Annotated in this window: 17 protein-coding genes; 12 read left to right on the top strand and 5 right to left on the bottom strand. The window is 40.8% G+C overall.

Annotated elements, in window-relative coordinates; genetic code table 11:
- Positions 1–400: 400 nt before the first annotated feature.
- Entirely contained in the window at positions 401–1,297 is an 897-nt protein-coding gene (locus tag P3L40_RS17015) for a DUF535 family protein (protein WP_210853208.1), read from the bottom strand.
- Between the two features lie 255 nt (positions 1,298–1,552).
- Between P3L40_RS17015 and P3L40_RS17010 the strand changes: the two genes are divergently transcribed.
- The 3 genes from P3L40_RS17010 to P3L40_RS17000 are packed head-to-tail and all read left to right on the top strand — an operon-like array spanning position 1,553 to position 3,128.
- On the top strand, positions 1,553–1,888 hold the full coding sequence (locus P3L40_RS17010; protein ID WP_196725194.1) for a YqcC family protein: 336 nt from the start codon (positions 1,553–1,555) through the stop codon (positions 1,886–1,888).
- Positions 1,889–1,895: 7 nt separating this feature from the next.
- Entirely contained in the window at positions 1,896–2,654 is a 759-nt protein-coding gene (gene truC / locus P3L40_RS17005; RefSeq protein WP_004257524.1) for a tRNA pseudouridine(65) synthase TruC, read from the top strand.
- 21 nt (positions 2,655–2,675) lie between these two features.
- Positions 2,676–3,128 carry a flavodoxin gene (locus P3L40_RS17000; protein ID WP_004257522.1) on the top strand — a complete coding sequence of 151 codons (453 nt, stop codon included), beginning with the start codon at positions 2,676–2,678 and terminating at the stop codon, positions 3,126–3,128.
- 83 nt (positions 3,129–3,211) lie between these two features.
- Here P3L40_RS17000 and P3L40_RS16995 read toward each other — a convergent pair whose 3' ends face one another.
- The 4 genes from P3L40_RS16995 to map form a co-directional block, all read right to left on the bottom strand.
- Positions 3,212–3,592 carry a DUF3461 family protein gene (locus tag P3L40_RS16995; protein ID WP_004908747.1) on the bottom strand — a complete coding sequence of 127 codons (381 nt, stop codon included), beginning with the start codon at positions 3,590–3,592 and terminating at the stop codon, positions 3,212–3,214.
- 419 nt (positions 3,593–4,011) lie between these two features.
- Positions 4,012–4,839 (bottom strand): 2,3,4,5-tetrahydropyridine-2,6-dicarboxylate N-succinyltransferase, encoded by an 828-nt coding sequence (gene dapD / locus P3L40_RS16990; protein WP_144141028.1) that lies wholly within the window; start codon positions 4,837–4,839, stop codon positions 4,012–4,014.
- A gap of 63 nt (positions 4,840–4,902) precedes the next feature.
- A complete protein-coding gene (glnD, locus tag P3L40_RS16985) occupies positions 4,903–7,539 on the bottom strand; it encodes a bifunctional uridylyltransferase/uridylyl-removing protein GlnD (RefSeq protein ID WP_210853210.1) in 2,637 nt (878 codons plus the stop codon).
- A 109-nt stretch (positions 7,540–7,648) separates the two neighbouring features.
- Complete coding sequence (map, locus tag P3L40_RS16980) at positions 7,649–8,446, bottom strand: type I methionyl aminopeptidase (protein WP_036957992.1); 798 nt, start codon at positions 8,444–8,446, stop codon at positions 7,649–7,651.
- A 652-nt stretch (positions 8,447–9,098) separates the two neighbouring features.
- Here map and rpsB point away from each other — a divergent pair.
- From rpsB to bamA, 9 genes are all read left to right on the top strand, one after another.
- Positions 9,099–9,824: a 30S ribosomal protein S2 gene (rpsB, locus tag P3L40_RS16975; protein ID WP_004257504.1), complete on the top strand. Its 726-nt coding sequence runs from the start codon at positions 9,099–9,101 to the stop codon at positions 9,822–9,824.
- Positions 9,825–9,966: 142 nt separating this feature from the next.
- Positions 9,967–10,818: a translation elongation factor Ts gene (gene tsf, locus P3L40_RS16970; RefSeq protein ID WP_004908761.1), complete on the top strand. Its 852-nt coding sequence runs from the start codon at positions 9,967–9,969 to the stop codon at positions 10,816–10,818.
- Positions 10,819–11,009: 191 nt separating this feature from the next.
- Complete coding sequence (pyrH, locus tag P3L40_RS16965) at positions 11,010–11,738, top strand: UMP kinase (protein WP_004257499.1); 729 nt, start codon at positions 11,010–11,012, stop codon at positions 11,736–11,738.
- A 107-nt stretch (positions 11,739–11,845) separates the two neighbouring features.
- Positions 11,846–12,403 (top strand): ribosome recycling factor, encoded by a 558-nt coding sequence (frr, locus tag P3L40_RS16960; protein ID WP_004257496.1) that lies wholly within the window; start codon positions 11,846–11,848, stop codon positions 12,401–12,403.
- Positions 12,404–12,550: 147 nt separating this feature from the next.
- Positions 12,551–13,744: a 1-deoxy-D-xylulose-5-phosphate reductoisomerase gene (gene ispC, locus P3L40_RS16955; protein WP_094961136.1), complete on the top strand. Its 1,194-nt coding sequence runs from the start codon at positions 12,551–12,553 to the stop codon at positions 13,742–13,744.
- Positions 13,745–13,930: 186 nt separating this feature from the next.
- Positions 13,931–14,686 carry a polyprenyl diphosphate synthase gene (gene uppS, locus P3L40_RS16950; RefSeq protein ID WP_004257489.1) on the top strand — a complete coding sequence of 252 codons (756 nt, stop codon included), beginning with the start codon at positions 13,931–13,933 and terminating at the stop codon, positions 14,684–14,686.
- A 9-nt stretch (positions 14,687–14,695) separates the two neighbouring features.
- Positions 14,696–15,556 (top strand): phosphatidate cytidylyltransferase, encoded by an 861-nt coding sequence (gene cdsA, locus P3L40_RS16945; RefSeq protein WP_094961137.1) that lies wholly within the window; start codon positions 14,696–14,698, stop codon positions 15,554–15,556.
- 8 nt (positions 15,557–15,564) lie between these two features.
- A complete protein-coding gene (gene rseP, locus P3L40_RS16940) occupies positions 15,565–16,917 on the top strand; it encodes a sigma E protease regulator RseP (protein WP_004257481.1) in 1,353 nt (450 codons plus the stop codon).
- A 42-nt stretch (positions 16,918–16,959) separates the two neighbouring features.
- Entirely contained in the window at positions 16,960–19,374 is a 2,415-nt protein-coding gene (gene bamA / locus P3L40_RS16935; RefSeq protein WP_004257462.1) for an outer membrane protein assembly factor BamA, read from the top strand.
- The last annotated feature ends 68 nt before the right edge of the window (positions 19,375–19,442 follow it).

Below are 19,442 nucleotides of genomic sequence, written 5' to 3'. Positions count from 1 at the left end.
CTTTATATTGTAATGATAATTATTTAACTTTTAATTTCATGGCGTTACTATCTGGTTTGTACTTTTTGCGTATTTTTACCGTGTTATTGTTTATTTTGCTAGGTTGTTTCATTAATAGATTTAATGCATTCTTATCGCGCTGGACAGGGTAAACTCGTTTAGCTTTTTATACCTTCATGTGAGGTGTAAAAATTGTTTAAAACAAGGCGATGGAACGCGATTAGGTGATAAATCTATAAATTTGTTTTAATCAACAGGATGTTGAATGACGGGAAGTCATTTGCAGGATGCGTAAATTTTAAAGTATGAGCCAGTCAGCTTCGGTTGACTGGCTTTTTTAGTTAATACCTATTGTAGCGGAGTGATGTGAAAAAATTAAAGATACTTTAATTTATTTAAATCAATGTTCTAATCTAATTGAATTTTTAGTTAGCGAAGCAATAATATCTTGGGTCATGGAATCTCGGAGCGCTTCTCGGCGGCGAAATTCAGCACGACGCTGGCTTTTCACTGACTCTATATCTCGTACAGGTTCTTGAATAGGTAATTGGAACCAACCATCAGGTGTTTTCGTGGCACCGCATTCTTGCCAAAACGTATCATAGCTTGATTTCAAATGCTGGCTCTTAATATGACACTGGTTTGAAATTCCTAATATTGATTTTACATCAAAGAAGGCTGCTACTGCATAAACCGCTGACATTAATAAATTTTTGGGCCTCATACCGTGCATTTGCTTAGTTATCAACCTAACTTGATCGACACTTTGTTCAGTGGAAGGGCCTTGCAAAGAGCACACGTACAATTGTCCTTCTGGGCCGAAGGAAAAACTCATTAAATAAATATCGTCACCGGTCTCATTTCTCAAGTGTAAAGTGAGGTCGCCTTCTCGAGGGTATTGAGAGTAAATCAATGTTAATTGAGCAAACTCTCCTGATTTTAATTCAATGTTTGCCACGAGAAGCCCTTCTCGCTTAGCAGAAAACATAGCTTCAATAGCTTCGGGCTTGAATGTACTTTCAATTAAACTGAGCGTGTAGCTGGCGGTTGATAGTTTTTGTTTTCCGCTCCAGCTTTTATGTAGATACTTATTTATAGGGCGTTCGATAAAATGAGGAACGCCTTCAATAACTGAAGAAAATTGCGCACTACGGTAGTTTTGGCACATAACTTGATAATGCTGATATTGTGACGAAGGCAGCTTTGAAATGCGTATTTTTCTTTTTAATTCAATATAGTTAGAGTTTAAAGCTTTCCAGACTTTATTTTCCTTGCGCCACTGTTTTAGTCGTCCCATAGATAAACCATTTTGTTGTTAATTATTCTGTAAGTACTAAATTGATAAAACATTTAATCTTACATGTGCTATCTGCAACAAAATATAAACGAATCTTATTAAATGAGTTGTTCGATTAATAGCTACGATAATAATTATTATCGATATGCAAAATAAATAAACTTGTATTTGCTGAGGCTTAACCCCATGTATCCGACAGAATTATGATAGAAAATACCGTATATTTGCTGCAGCCATCACTAAATGAGTTTAAGTATGAATATTGAACAACGTATTTTTGAGAAACTTCGTCACTTAGAAGAGGAAATGAAATTAAAATCTCTTTGGAATGAACAGCCACCTTCACCCGAGGCTTTTAACAGCGTAGAGCCTTTTTGTATTGATACGATGGAGGCTATAGAGTGGCTGCAGTGGATTTTAATACCTCGTCTACAAATGTTAATTGAACAAGGGGCTACGCTGCCAACTAATTTTGCGGTCGCTCCTTATTTTGAAGAAGCGTATAAGCATGATGAAGAAGAACAATACACGCTACTTATCAATTATTTGCGTGAGTTAGATGGTTTTTTCTCCACTAAGACCTGCGGGTAATTTATTGATGCTGGAAATTATTTATCACGATGAATATATGGTAGCGGTTAATAAGCCTGCTGGTATGTTAGTGCATCGCAGTTGGCTGGACAGTAAAGAAACCGTATTTGTGATGCAGACACTACGTGACCAAATTGGCCAGTATGTTTACCCCATTCATCGCCTCGATAGGCCGACATCAGGTATATTACTATTTGCGTTATCGAGCGACGTCGCAAGGCTGTTATCGGCTCAATTTGAAAACCATCAGTTAGAAAAAGTGTATCACGCTGTCGTTCGCGGTTATTTAACCGAAGAGCAAACCATCGATTACCCGCTATTAGAAGAGTTAGATAAAATTGCGGATAAACATGCATCACGTGAACCTGTTTTACAGGAATGCGTTACCCACTGTAAACCGATAGCGACAGTTGAATGCGCTATTGCGATTGGGCGATATGAAACATCAAGATTTAGTTTAGTTGAGTTAAAACCTGAAACTGGCCGTAAACATCAATTGAGAAGGCATATGTCTCATCTTCGTCACCCTATTATTGGTGATAGCAAGCATGGAGACTTACGCCAAAACCGAGGGGTGAATACGCATTTTTCAGTGTCTCGCCTGATGTTACATGCCAGCTTATTAAATTTAAATCACCCAATAACAAAAGAAAATATATCGTTAGTGGCTACGTGGGATACACAATGGTTATCATTAATTGAGCAATTTGGATGGTCAGATACAGTTGCAAAATTAGGGATAAACGTTATTAACTCATCAAGTTAACTATGAAATAGAGGGAATGTTATGTCAAAAATAGGCATTTTTGTTGGAACTGTCTATGGTAACTCTTTAGCTGTTGCGGAAACAGCACAAGAAATTTTAGAGCAGCAAGGGCATGAAGTGGTTGTTTTTGATGAGCCCACCTTGAGCGATTGGCAACTCTATAATTCAGGCAATGAAATTGCACTTATTGTGACTTCGTCTACAGGGCAAGGGGATATACCTGACACCATCGCTCCGTTATATAGTGAAATCAAAGATGTTGTCGGTTATCAACCTGATTTACGTTACGGAATAATTGCTTTAGGTGATAGCAGCTATGAAAGTTTTTGTGGCGCAGGTATTCGTTTCGATGAACTGTTAGCTGAACAATCAGCGACCCGTATTGGCGATATTTTATTTATTGATGCAATTGAGGTGGATGTTCCTGAGGAGTTTGCTAAGCCTTGGGTTGAAGCATGGGCGGAGCTGCTTTAAATGTCTGCACCGTAGTATTACCTATATTAATGATAAATATTGGCAGTGCTACGGCGCAGTAAATTAATCATTTCACCTGTAAATTATTTACGGGTCAATTTTTCTAGATCTGCTTCAATTTCTGCGATCTTATTTGAAACCACATGTTCAAGATGGCGTAAGTCATCGAGAATTTTGTGTTTTAAATCAATGTCAGTTTGATCTGTTTGGCAAATTTGATCTAGTTCTTCAATGGCGTAACGTAGGTTAGTGTTAATTTCATTAATTTCTTTGAAATTATTATTACCATCCGCAATAGTTTTACGCTGGCGTGGGTATTTAAATTTTACGCTTTTAGCGAAAAACTCCCCTTTATCTTTGCGAAAATAAATTTTTAAAATGTCATTATTCGCTTCTTGGCGTAAGGTGTAGCGGTCAATATCTTGAGGGTTACTGATGCCTAAACTTTTCAAATTATCGTACATGTTAGCTCGCTTTACTGTAGAGACAGAGTCGGTGAACAAAGTGATAGTGTGAGCAGGCCGTAACAATATCGGTCTATTTCTCGTTAATAAGCTATCTATCCCATTCGTTTGGGTGATAGATTGAATGATGTTATTACACAAACAGCATCATTATAATGAAAAATAAAATAATACAGTTTTATTAGAGGTAAACGGCAAAAGCCACGGACATATTATGCGCGATTTGTAGAAATTGACAAACTTCTCTTTGCAATTAATGCGCTAATATTAAAAAGTAACACTGATATGGCCACCCGAGTTGCATACGGGGGTATGCGATTCGGGATAGCTTTAGTTTTTTAACCTAATTACAGTGGCTCACTATAAAAGTTTATTATAAAAACCAGTAACAGGTTTGGCGTGAGATTTTAGGCGTTTAATTACTCATCAATCGTTCTTAATAATTCATTAATACCCACTTTACCGCGAGTTTTCTCATCAACTTTTTTTACAATGACGGCGCAATACAGGCTGTAGCGACCATCTTTAGATGGCAAATTACCTGAAACAACTACGGAGCCAGCAGGGACTCGGCCGTAATGAATTTCACCTGTTTCACGGTCATAGATTTTGGTGCTTTGCCCCAGATAAACCCCCATTGAAATGACGGAACCCTCTTCAACAATCACCCCTTCGACCACTTCAGAACGAGCACCAATAAAGCAGTTGTCTTCAATAATTGTTGGGTTAGCTTGTAATGGCTCTAATACGCCACCGATCCCTACACCACCAGATAAATGCACGTTTTTACCAATCTGTGCACATGAACCAACGGTTGCCCATGTATCTACCATTGTGCCTGCATCGACGTAAGCACCAATATTGACATATGACGGCATTAATACGCTATTTTTAGCGATATAAGCGCCTTTACGAACAGCGGCAGGAGGAACGACTCGGAAGCCTTCTTTTTCGAAGCGAGCTTGGTCATAATCCGCAAATTTCATTGGAACTTTATCGAAATAACGGCTTTCTGCACCGTCAATCACTTGGTTATCTTGAATGCGAAATGATAACAAAACAGCTTTTTTCAGCCATTGATGGGTAACCCAAACACCGGCAATTTTCTCAGCTACACGTAATTCTCCGCTATCGAGTAATGCAATGGTATCTAACACGGCTTGCTTTACTGAGTTTGATACCGTATTTGGTGTGATACTGGCTCGCTCTTCGAACGCTTGTTCAATGATCGCTTGTAAATGCTGCATTGATTGTATTTTCCTCTTGAATGTTATAAAAAGTGAACGTTCACCATAAAAATGTGATGGACGCTATATTTTATCCTTCGATTTTAGGGCCTCTGTCAACCTTTCTGATAACTCTTGTTGCATATTTTTAGTCAACGCTTTGTGTTCCTTATCAGCTAAAACAAAGAAATCTTCCACTTTTTCGCCAATTGTCGTGATGCGTGCGCCATATAGAGAAATTTCCATTTGAGCCAAAATATGACCGATACGAGCCAATAAACCTGGTTGATCTAAGGCGAACAGTTCCATATAGGTGCGACGGTCGTTGGTGGAATGTAGAAAATTGACTTTTGTTGGCACGGTAAAGTGACGTAATTTTGACGGTAGAGTACGTGGCTTAGGCAGTGATATTTCTGGTTGCTGAACGGCTAATAACAACATTTTTCGGATGTGGTCGTATCTGTCTTTGGACAGAGGACTGCCGTTAGGCTCAAGAACGACGAAGGTATCCATGGCCATATTGTCTTTGTTAGTAAAAATTTGAGCACTGTGAATGCTTAAATTTCGCCGATCCAATTCGCTGGCGACAGCGGCAAATAAATGGGGTTTATCATGGCACCAAATAAAAATTTCTGTTCCGCCATGTTTAGGTTGTGTGCTGATTAATACCAAAGGCTGGCTCAAATCATGGGCTAGTAAGTGCTTAGCATGCCATGCTAATTGGGATGGCGTATGACGTAAAAAATAATCGGCATGGCAGCGGGACCATAACCCCTGCAGTTTTTCTTCATCAATTGATGATTGGCGTAGTAATGATAAAGCTTGATAACGATGATGACGAATGCGTTCGCGTAAGTCAGGGGTGCTCTGCATGCCTTGATTTAATTGATGCTCTGTAGATAAAAAAAGTTCACGAATTAAACTTTGTTTCCAGCTATTCCACAGTGTGCTATTTGTCGCGCAAATGTCTGCAACCGTTAAACACATCAAGTAGTTAAGCCGTGAAACAGTTTTAACTTCCCCTGCAAATTGTTTAATGACATCGGGGTCTTGAATATCACGCCGTTGAGCTGTCACCGACATCAATAAGTGGTTTTTAACCAACCATGAAGCTAATTCAGCTTCTTTGACAGAAAAATCATGCAGTAAGGCAAAATCATAAACAAAATCAGAGCCAAGGTCGGAATGATCTCCTGATCGGCCTTTAGCTATATCGTGAAAAATGGCAGCTAATCGTAAAAGTTCAGGTTGCAATAATTTGGGATAAACACTGACACACAGTGGATGGTCACGACGATTTTCTTCTAACGTAAAGCTATCAATTTTTTGCAGTACGCGAATAGTGTGTTCATCAACGGTATATGCATGAAATAGGTCGAACTGCATTTGACCAACGATATTGCTCCAGAGTGGGGTATAAGCGCTCAGTACACTATGAAGGTGCATTGGGACAAATGCACCTTTGATGGCGCGAGGGTGGCGTAGAATTTTGATAAACAGTTTTCGGGCTTCAGGGATTTCACATAATGGCACTGAAAGGTTGCGCCGCGCATAACGTAGTTGCCGTAAAGTAGTGGAATAGATCCCTGTAATATTTGGGTAGCGAGCCATTTGGTAAAACATTTTTAAAATAGCGGCTGGCTGCTTGATAAATAACTCTTCATCAATAACGTCAATCAATGATCCACGTAATTGGAATAGAGAATCAATAGGACGGGGCTTTTCGTTGGGGTTAAGCGTTAAAATAGCTTCATCAAATAACTGCAATAGCATTTGATTGAGTTCCCGAACACGGCGAGTGACGCGATAGAAATCTTTCATCATTAGTTCAACGGGTTGGTTTTTTTCGCCTTCATAACTCAGTAACCGAGCCACACTAAACTGGCGGTCAAATAGCAGGCGATTATCATGACGTTTCACCACTAAATGGAGCGCAAAGCGAATTTTCCATAAAAATATTAGGCACTCTTTGAGTTCTTGGCGCTCTTCTTCAGTGAGAAAACCAAAACCTACCATTTCATCGACGGTGGTTGCACCAAAATGACGCCGCCCGACCCATAGTAAGGTATGGATATCCCGTAATCCCCCGGGGCTACTTTTAATATCGGGTTCTAAATTATAGCTAGTGCTATGGTAGCGTTGATGGCGTTCTTGTTGTTCTTCAATTTTTGCAGCAAAAAAGACCGCGGAAGGCCAAAAATCATCGCTAAAAATAGTTTTTTGTAATTGTAAAAACAGGGCGACATCACCACAAATTAACCGTGATTCAATGAGATTAGTCGCGGTGGTTAGATCTGCATTTCCGGCTTCAATGCATTCAGCGAGGGAACGGACGCTGTGGCCGATATCAAACCGCAAATCCCATAATAGAGTGATAAATTGCCCAATTTCGTTAGCGATGTGTTCTGGAAGCGGTTTTTTACTTAAAACTAAAATATCAATGTCAGAAAGTGGATGTAGTTCATGGCGCCCGTAACCCCCAACGGCGATTAGTGACATATCAGGCTGCTTATCAAATTGAAAGGATTGCCATAATCGAGTGAGTAACGCATCAAGGTAATCACTTCGCAAGTGAATAAGGTCGACAACATCTTTACCTTGGTTGAAAGCCTCTTCCAGCCACTGATCGAAATCATCGACATGTTGTCTTAATAAATTAAGTTCAAGGTCATGAGTACTAAATTGATTAGGGGGGAGGTAGGAAGCTGAATTTACAGTCATCTTTATCTTTCCATATTGATAGCAATAGGGGGGTAGCTACCAGCTTACGGTTTTTTGATAAAAATGAACAGAGGAAGAGCCTTCGGTTAGGAAGGCTCAATGGAGAAGATTATTCGTTAACTAATACTGCAGAGATAAACGGCTCTTCTTCTTTACGTAGAGTGAGGATTTCACAGCCGTTATCCGTCACAACTAACGTGTGTTCATATTGTGCAGACCAACCGCGGTCTTTGGTTTTAACTGTCCAGCCATCTTTCATGGTGCGAATACGGTGATCGCCTGTATTGACCATAGGCTCAATGGTAAAAGTCATCCCTTTTTGTAGAACCACGCCACTGTCGTCAGCATCATAGTGCAGAACTTGTGGTTCTTCATGGAAACCTTGGCCAATGCCGTGGCCGCAATATTCACGCACAACTGAGAAATCTTGTTTTTCGACAAACTCTTGAATGGCTTTACCTAAAGTACGTAAGCGAATACCCGGTTTAACCATTCGGATTGCTAAATATAAGCTGTCTAGTGTGACTTGGCAAAGGCGCTCACCTTGAATGGTTGGTTTACCAACAATAAACATTTTGGAGGTATCGCCATGGAAACCATCTTTAATAACGGTGACGTCAATATTAACAATATCGCCATCTTTTAAGATTTTATCATCACTAGGAATGCCGTGGCAGATGACATCATTGACAGAAATACAAACAGATTTAGGAAAACCGTGATAATTCAGGCACGCAGGGATAGCTTGCTGTACGTCAACAATATGTTGATGACATAGGCGATCTAATTCACCCGTACTAACTCCCGGCACAACGTGCGGAGCAATCATTTCTAACACTTCTGCTGCTAAGCGGCCAGCAACACGCATTTTCTGAATATCTTCTTCAGTTTTGATAATAATAGCCATGAATTTAGTCCATTCATGCCAACATTGAATTTGATGGCATGTTAAAAAAGAGGGGGAAAATAGGTAGCCCATTTTACATCGATGAGATATATGGTAACAGCCACCGCATTTTCTGCCAACTAGCTATCGAGCGGACTCGAAAGTCGAAGTCACTTTATAGTAGATAAGGAAAGGAGTGGAGCTTGTTCATTTTGAGCTTTTAACAGCACAAAATGCAAAAAAATAGTAACGAAGACCATCTAGAAGGTATTGCAAAAATAAGGCTTTTTTATCTTACCGAATAGCGTCTATAATTGACCTGAGTAATGGTTAAATATTGCTCAGGTCAATGGCTTTAAATCAAAACCACTTTTAGGCATTTTTGTGAGCGAAAAAAGCAACAAAAGTTGGCTTCTAGGTTGGTTTTATGGTATAAAGCGCGCCGGCAATCCATTTATTTCTTATCACCATCATCGAAATGTCATTTTATGGCATCAAGATAAAGTCGTTGATAAAATGTTGGATGTGCGAAACTTAAAACTCAATTGTGTAATAACACACACAAATCGACACGTGCACCGGGGTGCTCTTATGCGTTTTAACGCAGCTTTGGAGTCGGTAGCATGGGATTTGTGGAGGCATAACCCCAATTACTTAAATACAGAGGTATTAAATGGCAACTGTTTCCATGCGCGATATGTTACAAGCAGGCGTACACTTTGGTCACCAGACTCGTTACTGGAACCCAAAAATGAAACCTTTCATTTTCGGTGCGCGTAACAAAGTTCATATCATCAACCTGGAAAAAACTGTTCCAATGTTCAACGAAGCTCTGGCTGAGTTGACTAAAATTGCTTCTCGTAAAGGCAAAATTCTGTTTGTCGGTACTAAACGTGCTGCAAGCGAAGCCGTTCAAGAAGCTGCTAACAGCTGTGATCAGTATTTCGTTAACCACCGCTGGTTAGGCGGAATGTTGACTAACTGGAAAACCGTTCGTCAGTCAATCAAACGTCTGAAAGATTTAGAAGTTCAATCACAAGACGGTACTTTCGACAAACTGACTAAGAAAGAAGCGCTGATGCGTACTCGTGAACTTGGTAAGTTAGAAAACAGCTTAGGCGGTATCAAAGATATGGGCGGTTTACCTGACGCTCTGTTCGTTATCGATGCAGACCACGAACACATTGCTATTAAAGAAGCAAACAACCTGGGTATCCCAGTATTTGCTATCGTTGATACTAACTCTGATCCAGACGGTATCGACTTCGTTATCCCTGGTAACGATGATGCAATCCGTGCAATCAAACTGTATCTGGGCGCTGTAGCAAGCACCGTTCGTGAAGGTCGTTCACAAGATCTGGCTGTTCAAGCAGAAGAAAGCTTAGTAGAAGCTGAGTAATAAGGCCCAAACCCTTATTTAGGTATTGCTATACAGGTACTGCTATATGTTAGAAGGGGCCTGATTTAGGCCCCTTTTATATATGAATCAGAACTATCCACGTGGGGAAGACTCCCACGGGGAATATCGAGGAATAAATCACATGTCTGGAATTACCGCTGCATTGGTAAAAGAACTGCGCGAACGTACTGGCGCAGGTATGATGGAATGTAAAAAAGCACTCGTTGAAGCTAATGGCGACATCGAATTAGCGATTGATAACATGCGTAAATCAGGTCAAGCAAAAGCGGCTAAAAAAGCAGGTCGCGTTGCAGCTGAAGGTGTTATCCTGACTGAAGTTTTCAACGGTGGTAAAACAGGTGCTCTGGTTGAGCTGAACTGTGAAACTGACTTCGTTGCTAAAGACGCAGGCTTCTTAGCATTCGGTAAAGAAGTTTTGGCTTCTGTTGTTGCTGACAAAAATGCTGACATCGATGCGCTGAAAGCAAAATTCGAAGAAGCTCGTACAACATTAGTTGCGAAAATTGGTGAAAACATCAATATTCGTCGCGTTGCTATTCTGGAAGGCGCACAAGTAGGTAGCTACCTGCACGGTGCTCGTATTGGTGTTTTAGTTGCGGCTGAAGGCGCTGACGAAGAATTACTGAAACACATCGCTATGCATATCGCTGCAAGCAAACCTGAATATGTGACTCCAGATGATGTTCCTGCTGATGTTGTTGCTCATGAGCACCAAATCCAGTTAGACATCGCAATGCAATCTGGCAAACCACGCGAAATCGCTGAAAAAATGGTTATCGGTCGCATGAACAAATTCACTGGCGAAATCTCTCTGACTGGCCAGCCTTTCGTAATGGACCCAAGCAAATCTGTTGGTGACTTACTGAAAGAGAAAGGTGCTACTGTTTCTGGTTTCCTTCGTTTCGAAGTAGGTGAAGGTATCGAGAAAGTTGAAACTGACTTTGCAGCAGAAGTTGCTGCAATGAGCAAGTAATCAACTAAGGGCCGCCAATTGGCGGCTCTGTTTTATATACGTATATTCCCTGCGGTGTTAGCGTCATAGGCATTGCGCTAGAATTCTTGTGTATAAAAAAATTATATTTAAACTAATTCAAAATTTAGGTACGTAGAACACTGTAATTCTACGTGTGTTACCCCAATAAATATCTGTTAGGACAGAACACCATGGCAACCAATGCAAAACCCGTTTATCAGCGTATTCTGCTTAAATTAAGTGGCGAAGCCTTACAAGGGGCAGAAGGTTTTGGTATCGATGCTAGCGTTTTAGATCGTATGGCTCAGGAAATTAAAGAACTCATAGAACTGGGTATACAGGTCGGTGTGGTTATTGGCGGTGGTAACCTGTTTCGTGGTGCTGGTTTGGCACAAGCTGGAATGAACCGTGTTGTCGGAGACCACATGGGGATGCTAGCAACTGTGATGAACGGACTCGCAATGCGTGATGCATTACATCGCGCCTATGTGAATGCAAGACTGATGTCTGCGATCCCACTTAACGGTGTCTGTGATAACTATAGCTGGGCAGAGGCCATTAGCTTGTTACGTCACGGCCGTGTTGTTATTTTTTCTGCAGGAACAGGCAACCCATTCTTTACAACAGACTCCGCTGCATGCCTACGTGGTATTGAAATTGAAGCGGATGTCGTGTTAAAAGCGACAAAAGTTGATGGTGTGTATTCAGCAGACCCTGCTAAAGACCCAGACGCAGTCCTTTATGAAAATCTGAGTTACCAAGAGGTTTTGGAACGTGAACTTAAAGTGATGGATTTAGCGGCATTCACATTAGCACGTGACCATAACTTACCGATTCGCGTATTCAATATGAATAAACCGGGCGCTTTACGTCGCGTTGTTATGGGCGAAAATGAAGGAACTCTGATTTCTCACAATTAATACTCAGAGACATGACCTGAGTTTAAATGTATTATCTAATATAAATTCAGACAATTTAAGCGAGGTCGCATGCGGCCTTTAATAACCAGTTCTTAAGGGTTGAAAACGTGATTAACGAAATCCAAAAAGATGCTCAAGACCGTATGGAAAAGAGCCTTGAAGCATTCAAAAGCCAAATTAGTAAAGTTCGCACAGGCCGTGCATCTCCAAGCCTATTAGACGGTATCACTGTTGAATACTATGGTTCAGCGACACCTTTGCGCCAATTAGCTAACGTCACTGTTGAAGATTCACGCACATTAGCTATTTCTGTTTTTGACCGTAGCATGTCACCTGCGATTGAAAAAGCAATCATGGCATCTGATTTAGGCTTAAACCCATCATCAGCGGGTACTGTTATCCGTGTTCCACTTCCTCCATTAACGGAAGAGCGTCGTAAAGACTTAATTAAAGTGGTTCGTGGTGATGCAGAGCAAGGCCGTATCGCAGTCCGTAACGTTCGCCGTGATGCTAACGACAAAGTGAAAGCATTACTGAAAGATAAAGAAATCAGTGAAGATGACGAGCGTCGTTCACAAGATGATATCCAAAAGCTGACTGATAGCTACATCAAAAAAGTTGATGAAGCATTAGCGCAAAAAGAAGCAGAGTTGATGGAATTTTAATCCATCATAATAATAAAGCCACCAATGCAAACTGTAAAAGTGTGCGTTAGCGTGGCTTTATTATTTTTCAAGCTTATTAAAAAACCCTTTCTAACCTCTAAGCTGATATAATCTCAGTATTGAATTAATACAGAGTACTCAATCACTATGAAATGTCTGACAATCCTAGGTTCTACAGGCTCAATTGGTACAAATACACTTTCTGTTGTTCGCCAAAATCCCGAAAAATTTCAAATCGTTGCTCTAGTGGCAGGAAAGAATGTCACTGAAATGGCGAAACAGTGCCTTGAGTTTAATCCGAAATATGCCTCAATGGCGGATGAATCGTCAGCAAAAGCGCTAAAAACTATTTTGACTGAGAATAATTGTAAAACTGAAGTTTTGTCAGGAAAACAAGCTGCAATTGATCTTGCTGGTCTGGATGATGCTGACCAAGTTATGTCAGCCATTACTGGGGTTGCCGGTTTACTTCCTACTTTAGCGGCAATACGCAAAGGTAAAAGAATATTATTAGCGAATAAAGAGTCTTTAATTACTAGTGGCCGTTTATTCTTTAATGAGATTCGTAAGCACAATGCAACAGTATTTCCTATTGATAGCGAGCACAATGCTATCTTCCAGAGTTTACCTGAAATTATTCAACTGAATTTAGGTTTTGCCGATTTATCAGCTTCTGGTATCTCAAGTATTGTTTTAACCGGATCAGGTGGACCATTTAGGGATACACCGTTATCGCATCTTGATAATGTGACCCCTGATGAAGCATGTAACCACCCAAATTGGTCGATGGGGCGAAAAATATCAGTCGATTCAGCGACAATGATGAATAAGGGGCTAGAATATATTGAGGCTTGCTATTTTTTTAATGCGAGCGCCGAGCAAATGGAAGTGATTATCCATCCTCAATCTGTTATTCATTCCATGGTTCGGTATAAAGATGGCAGCGTGATAGCACAACTGGGCACACCTGATATGCGCACTCCAATTTCATACAGTATGGCTTATCCTAAGCGTATCATGTCTGGTGCGAAACCTCTTGATTTTGCAACACTTTCATCATTAACATTTGTTCAGCCTGACTATCAACGCTATCCTTGCTTGAAGCTCGCAATCGATGCCTGCCACCAAGGGCAAGCCGCTACGACGGCACTTAATGGTGCGAATGAAATGACAGTTGCTGCTTTTCTCGAAGGCAAAATACGCTTTACGGATATAGCAAAAATTAATCGCAATGTATTAGATAGCCAAGTTTTTTCTGAACCTGTTTCGATTGAAGAGGTCTTAGAAATCGACGAACGAGCGCGTAAAAATGCAGAAAAAATAATCGCTCAGACAATTTAACGCTGGTATGTGTTTTATTTAGTTGCTGATAGCCATAATAACTCTTTAATATGTGATGTGTTTAAAAAAAGAAAAATAACATAGTACCTCTTAGAGATTTAAGGATGTGTCTTATCAGCAAATTCAATAATAGTAGTTATTATTGGTCTGTATACTCAAAGTGGTACTCACAAGGATTAATATTTAATGAACTCTAGTGGTGAAAATCTCTCTGATTCAATGATGCCTAAGCATGTTGCTATCATTATGGATGGTAATGGCCGATGGGCTAAACAAAGAGGGAAGCTCAGAATTACAGGTCATAAGGCAGGCGTTGAATCTGTCCGTAATTCTGTGCGCTTTGCGGTAAAAAATAAGATTAGTTCGCTCACATTGTATGCTTTTAGCAGTGAAAACTGGAGAAGGCCAGAGAAAGAAGTCAGTTCTCTCATGGAGCTATTTGTTTTTGCTCTTGATAATGAAGTTAAGAACCTACATAAAAACAATGTAAAACTAAAAGTCATTGGTGATATTAGCCGTTTTAGTGAACGCCTCAGAAAAAGAATTGATAAGGCAGAAGCATTAACACAAAACAACACTGGGCTAAAACTGAATATTGCAGCGAACTATGGTGGCCGCTGGGATATTAGTAACAGTGTAAAACAAGTATTTGCAAAGGTACAAAGTGGTGAGCTTTCTATTGATGATATCAATGAAGAAAGTATCGATAACCATATTTGTATGCATGACCAAGAAAATGTCGATTTAGTCATAAGAACTGGGGGGGAGCATCGCATAAGCAACTTCCTATTATGGCAAGTCGCATATGCGGAATTTTATTTCACCAACGTTTTGTGGCCAGATTTTGATGAAATGGTGTTTCAGAGTGCAGTTGATGCTTTTAGTAAGCGTGAGCGCCGTTATGGTGGAGCTGAATCAGATGATGAACTGGGCAAAGAATAGGGGAAAGATGTGCTGAAATATCGTTTGCTTACTGCGATAATTTTAATACCGATTGTTATTGCGGCGCTGTTTTTACTTTCCCCAGCGAATTTTGGGCTTGTCGTGATTGCGGTTTGTGCTTTAGGTGCTTGGGAATGGGCACAATTTGTCGGCTGGCACTCTCAAGCTAAGCGCATAGGCTTAGCGGTTGTTTTTGCTGCAATATTACTTGCAATGCAATTTTCTATTTCCGATATAAATCAGTTCTCCTCTGAGCCTATGATTTTGTATGGTTTATGGGCTGGCCTTATTTGGTGGGGGATAGCGATTATTTTAGTTGTTACCTATCCCGCCTCCGCTTCTTGGGGCAAATCAGTTGTTATTCGCTTATTATTTGGCGTGTTAACGATTATCCCATTTTATTGTGGAATGATGGTTTTAAGAACCGTTGGTTATCAAAGTGATACATTCTTTGGAGCTTGGTGGTTATTGTATGTCATGTTGCTAGTTTGGGGGGCTGATTCAGGTGCCTATGCATTTGGTCGTACTATCGGGCGCAACAAAATGGCACCGAAGGTATCTCCTGGTAAAACATGGGAAGGCTTGGTGGGTGGCCTTATAACTGCTGGGATTATTTCATGGTTATTTAGCGCCTTTGCGCCAATCCCCGTGATGCCTGATTATTTGCTAGTGACTTCAATTATTGTTGTTGTAGTATCTGTGTTTGGTGATTTAACTGAGAGTATGTTTAAGCGCCAATCAGGTATTAAAGATAGTAGCCACTTAATTCCAGGGCATGGCGGTATCTTGGATCGTATTGATAGCCTAACAGCGGCAATCCCAGTTTTTGCTGGGCTAAATTTGTTAATTTTTAACGGTTTTGGTCTTTAGGAAGATACATGGGATTTATTTGGAGTTTAGTTGCATTTATTATCGCAATAGGTGTGTTAATTACAGTACACGAGTTCGGCCATTACTGGGTTGCTCGCCGCTGTGGTGTTTATGTTGAGCGCTTTTCTATAGGGTTCGGCAAAACCTTATGGCGCAAAGTCGATAAGAATGGTACCGAATTTGTTTTGGCGATAATCCCCTTAGGGGGGTATGTCAAAATGCTTGATGAGCGAGTTGGTAGCGTTTCTCCTGAACGTCGCCATCAAGCGTTTAACAATAAAACTGTCGGTCAACGAGCTGCCATTATTGGTGCAGGGCCAATCGCGAACTTTTTATTAGCAATTGTTGTCTATTGGATAGTCTTTATGATTGGTGTTCCTTCTGTGAAACCTGTCATTGAAGACGTAAAGCCAGGCTCTATTGCGGCAATTGCAAATTTTGAACCAAAAATGGAACTAAAATCTATTGATGGCATCGAAACTCCTGATTGGAATTCAGTTCGTTTAGCATTGGTCGGTAAAATCGGTGACCGTGAACTGACAGCACAAGTATTACCCAGTGGTTATAATGAACCGATTACTAAAACGGTTGATTTAACCACTTGGCAGTTTGATCCAGAGAAACAAGATCCAATTTTGTCGGTAGGTATAATGCCTGTCTCTGCAAGAATTGACCCTGTTATCCAAAAAGTAACGCAAGGGTTAGCTGGTGAACGAGCAGGTTTGCAGAAAGGCGACAGAATAGTGAGTGTTAACGGGGAAGTTCTGGGCTTGTGGGATCCCGTTACACGAATTATTCGTAATAACCCGGGCGTCCCGTTAAAACTCGAAGTGCAACGGTCGCAGCAATTGATTTCACTCACCTTGACCCCTGATAGCCAAGATGGGCCGCGTGGGGAGAAAATTGGGTTTGCAGGCGTAGAACTTTCAGTGTTACCGTTAGCAGATGAATATAAGATGGTGCAACAATATGGGCCATTTTCTGCGTTTTACCAAGCCAGTGATAAGACGTGGCAGTTAATGAAGTTGACGGTCAATATGATGGGTAAACTGGTTGTTGGGGATGTCAAACTCAATAACTTAAGCGGTCCGATATCTATCGCTAAAGGTGCGGGGGTATCCGCCGAGTCAGGCTTGGTATATTATTTGATGTTTATTGCGCTTATTAGCGTCAATTTAGGTATCATCAATCTGTTTCCATTGCCTGTTTTAGATGGGGGGCACTTGCTCTTCTTATTAATTGAAAAAATTAAAGGAAGTCCGGTGTCTGAGCGAGTACAAGACTTTAGTTTTCGGATAGGTGCAATGGCATTGATTCTGTTAATGGGACTTGCACTTTTTAATGATTTCTCTCGCTTCTAATTTTTGTAAGCTGGGGACCAGTAAGGAATACGCATAACAACGATGGCGATGAAAAAGTTGCTCATAGCGTCGCTGCTTTTCGGCAGCGCCACTGCATACGGTTCAGACGGATTCGTAGTTAAAGACATTCGTTTCGAAGGTCTACAACGCGTCGCCGTTGGTGCAGCATTATTGAACATGCCAGTTAGGGTTGGCGATTCAGTTGATAACGATGATATCAGCCGTTCGATTCGTTCCCTATTTTCAACCGGTAACTTCGAAGATGTTAGGGTCCTGCGTGATGGAAACACGCTGATCGTTCAAGTTAAAGAGCGGCCAACGATTGCAAGTATCACCTTTACAGGCAATAAGTCTGTTAAAGATGATATGCTCAAGCAGAACTTGGAAGCTTCAAATATCCGCGTTGGTGAGGCACTCGACCGCACGACAATTGCAAATATCGAAAAAGGTTTAGAAGACTTTTACTATAGCGTTGGTAAATATAATGCAACAGTAAAAGCTGTTGTAACGCCTTTGCCACGTAACCGTGTGGATTTAAAATTTGTTTTCTCTGAAGGTGTTTCAGCTCAAATTCAGCAAATTAATATTGTAGGTAATAAAAATTACACTACAGCAGAATTAGTTAATAAGCTGCAATTGCGTGATGATGTTCCTTGGTGGAACCTCGCTGCTGACCAGAAATATCAGAAGCAAAAACTGGCGGGTGACTTAGAAACTCTGCGCAGTTTTTATCTTGATCGTGGTTATGCGCGTTTTAATATAGACTCCACGCAAGTCAGTCTGACCCCAGACAAAAAAGGTATTTATATTACTATTAACATTACTGAAGGCGACCAATATAAAATATCGGGTGTCGAAGTTAATGGTAATACGGCTGATCATTTAACTGAAATCCAAGAGCTTATCACTATTACACCGGGAGAATTATATAACGGTGCTCAAGTGACAAGTATGGAAAACAAAATCAAAGATATGTTTGGCCGCTATGGTTATGCATATCCTCGAGTAATGACACAACCTGAAATCAACGATGCAGATAAAACAGTTAAATTGCACTTAAACATTGATGCAGGTAACCGTTTCTATGTGCGTGAGATTCGTTTCCAAGGCAATGACACCAGTAAAGATACTGTTTTACGTCGTGAAATGCGCCAAATGGAAGGTGCATGGCTCGGAAATGATTTAGTTGAACTAGGTAAAGAACGTCTGAATCGTACAGGTTATTTCGAAACTGTTGATGTAGAGACTCAACGTGTACCTGGTAGCCCTGACCAAGTAGATGTTATCTACAAGGTTAAAGAGCGTAATACTGGTTCAATGAACTTTGGTATCGGTTTTGGTACTGAAAGTGGTGTGAGCTTCCAAGTTGGGGTTACACAAGATAACTGGTTAGGTACAGGTAACGCAGTTGGTATTAACGCAAGTAAAAATGACTACTCAACTAACGTTGAATTCTCATTTACTGACCCGTACTTCACCGTTAATGGTGTGAGCTTAGGCGGTCGTATTTTCTATAACGACTTTAGTGCGAAAGATGCGGATCTATCAGGCTATAACAACAAAACGTATGGCCTAGACAGTTTCTTAAGCTTCCCATTTAATGAAAATAACTCTTTCCGCGTCGGTGCGGGTTATGTTCATAACCGACTTTCGGATATGCGTGCTCAAGCTGCTATGTGGGATTACCTTGATTCTATGGGTAAAAATCCACCAGTTACAGAGAACGGACGTAATAAAGAAAGCTTTGATGCGGATGACTTCACACTTAACTTAGGTTGGACTTATAACTCGTTAAATCGTGGTTTCTTCCCGACATCGGGTAATAAAACGAACGTATCGGGTAAAGTGACAATTCCTGGTTCTGATAACGAATACTATAAACTACGCTTTGATACAGCGCAGTATTATCCACTGGACGAAGACGAAACTTGGGTAGTTCTGGGGCGTGCACAAGCAGGTTATGGTGATGGTATTGGCAGTAAGCAAATGCCATTCTATGAAAACTTCTATGCGGGTGGTTCAAGCACCATTCGTGGTTTCCGTTCGAATAATATCGGTCCAAAAGCGGTTTATTTGAAGAAAATTAATGGAAAAGATGGCCCAGAGCCTGGAAGCCCATCAAGTGATGCGGTCGGTGGTAATGCGATGTACGCGGCATCATTTGAGTTAATCACTCCGACTCCATTTATTGACGAGAAGTATTCGAACTCCGTTCGTACCTCTCTCTTTGTTGATGCAGGTACGGTATGGGACACTAATTGGAACAGTATTCCTGCGGCTTGGCGCGAAGGTATGCCTGACTATGGTAAGGCAAGCAATATCCGAGCTTCTGCGGGTGTGGCTTTACAATGGATGTCTCCACTTGGACCACTGGTCTTCTCTTATGCGCAGCCGATTAAGGACTACGAAGGGGATAAATCAGAACAGTTCCAATTTAATATTGGTAGAACGTGGTAATCTATTCCAGTTTCTATCTATGAAGGCTCCCATTTTTTGTGGGAGCAACCAAAATTTCCAGCCATACG

Source organism: Providencia sp. PROV040, from assembly GCF_032706145.1.
In the GTDB taxonomy this organism is placed as follows: domain Bacteria; phylum Pseudomonadota; class Gammaproteobacteria; order Enterobacterales; family Enterobacteriaceae; genus Providencia; species Providencia hangzhouensis.
The sequence above is the reverse complement of the archived record's forward strand: the minus strand, read 5'-3'. Positions and strand labels throughout refer to the sequence as shown.

Bases quoted from the DNA above. Each gene is read 5' to 3' on its own strand.
- P3L40_RS16995 (WP_004908747.1), bottom strand. From the start codon at position 3,592: ATGTACGATAATTTGAAAAGTTTAGGCATCAGTAACCCTCAAGATATT.
- map (WP_036957992.1), bottom strand. From the start codon at position 8,446: ATGGCTATTATTATCAAAACTGAAGAAGATATTCAGAAAATGCGTGTT.
- uppS (WP_004257489.1), top strand. From the start codon at position 13,931: ATGAACTCTAGTGGTGAAAATCTCTCTGATTCAATGATGCCTAAGCAT.
- glnD (WP_210853210.1), bottom strand. From the start codon at position 7,539: ATGACTGTAAATTCAGCTTCCTACCTCCCCCCTAATCAATTTAGTACT.
- pyrH (WP_004257499.1), top strand. From the start codon at position 11,010: ATGGCAACCAATGCAAAACCCGTTTATCAGCGTATTCTGCTTAAATTA.
- P3L40_RS17010 (WP_196725194.1), top strand. From the start codon at position 1,553: ATGAATATTGAACAACGTATTTTTGAGAAACTTCGTCACTTAGAAGAG.
- tsf (WP_004908761.1), top strand. From the start codon at position 9,967: ATGTCTGGAATTACCGCTGCATTGGTAAAAGAACTGCGCGAACGTACT.
- dapD (WP_144141028.1), bottom strand. From the start codon at position 4,839: ATGCAGCATTTACAAGCGATCATTGAACAAGCGTTCGAAGAGCGAGCC.
- P3L40_RS17015 (WP_210853208.1), bottom strand. From the start codon at position 1,297: ATGGGACGACTAAAACAGTGGCGCAAGGAAAATAAAGTCTGGAAAGCT.
- bamA (WP_004257462.1), top strand. From the start codon at position 16,960: ATGGCGATGAAAAAGTTGCTCATAGCGTCGCTGCTTTTCGGCAGCGCC.
- ispC (WP_094961136.1), top strand. From the start codon at position 12,551: ATGAAATGTCTGACAATCCTAGGTTCTACAGGCTCAATTGGTACAAAT.
- rpsB (WP_004257504.1), top strand. From the start codon at position 9,099: ATGGCAACTGTTTCCATGCGCGATATGTTACAAGCAGGCGTACACTTT.
- P3L40_RS17000 (WP_004257522.1), top strand. From the start codon at position 2,676: ATGTCAAAAATAGGCATTTTTGTTGGAACTGTCTATGGTAACTCTTTA.
- truC (WP_004257524.1), top strand. From the start codon at position 1,896: ATGCTGGAAATTATTTATCACGATGAATATATGGTAGCGGTTAATAAG.
- rseP (WP_004257481.1), top strand. From the start codon at position 15,565: ATGGGATTTATTTGGAGTTTAGTTGCATTTATTATCGCAATAGGTGTG.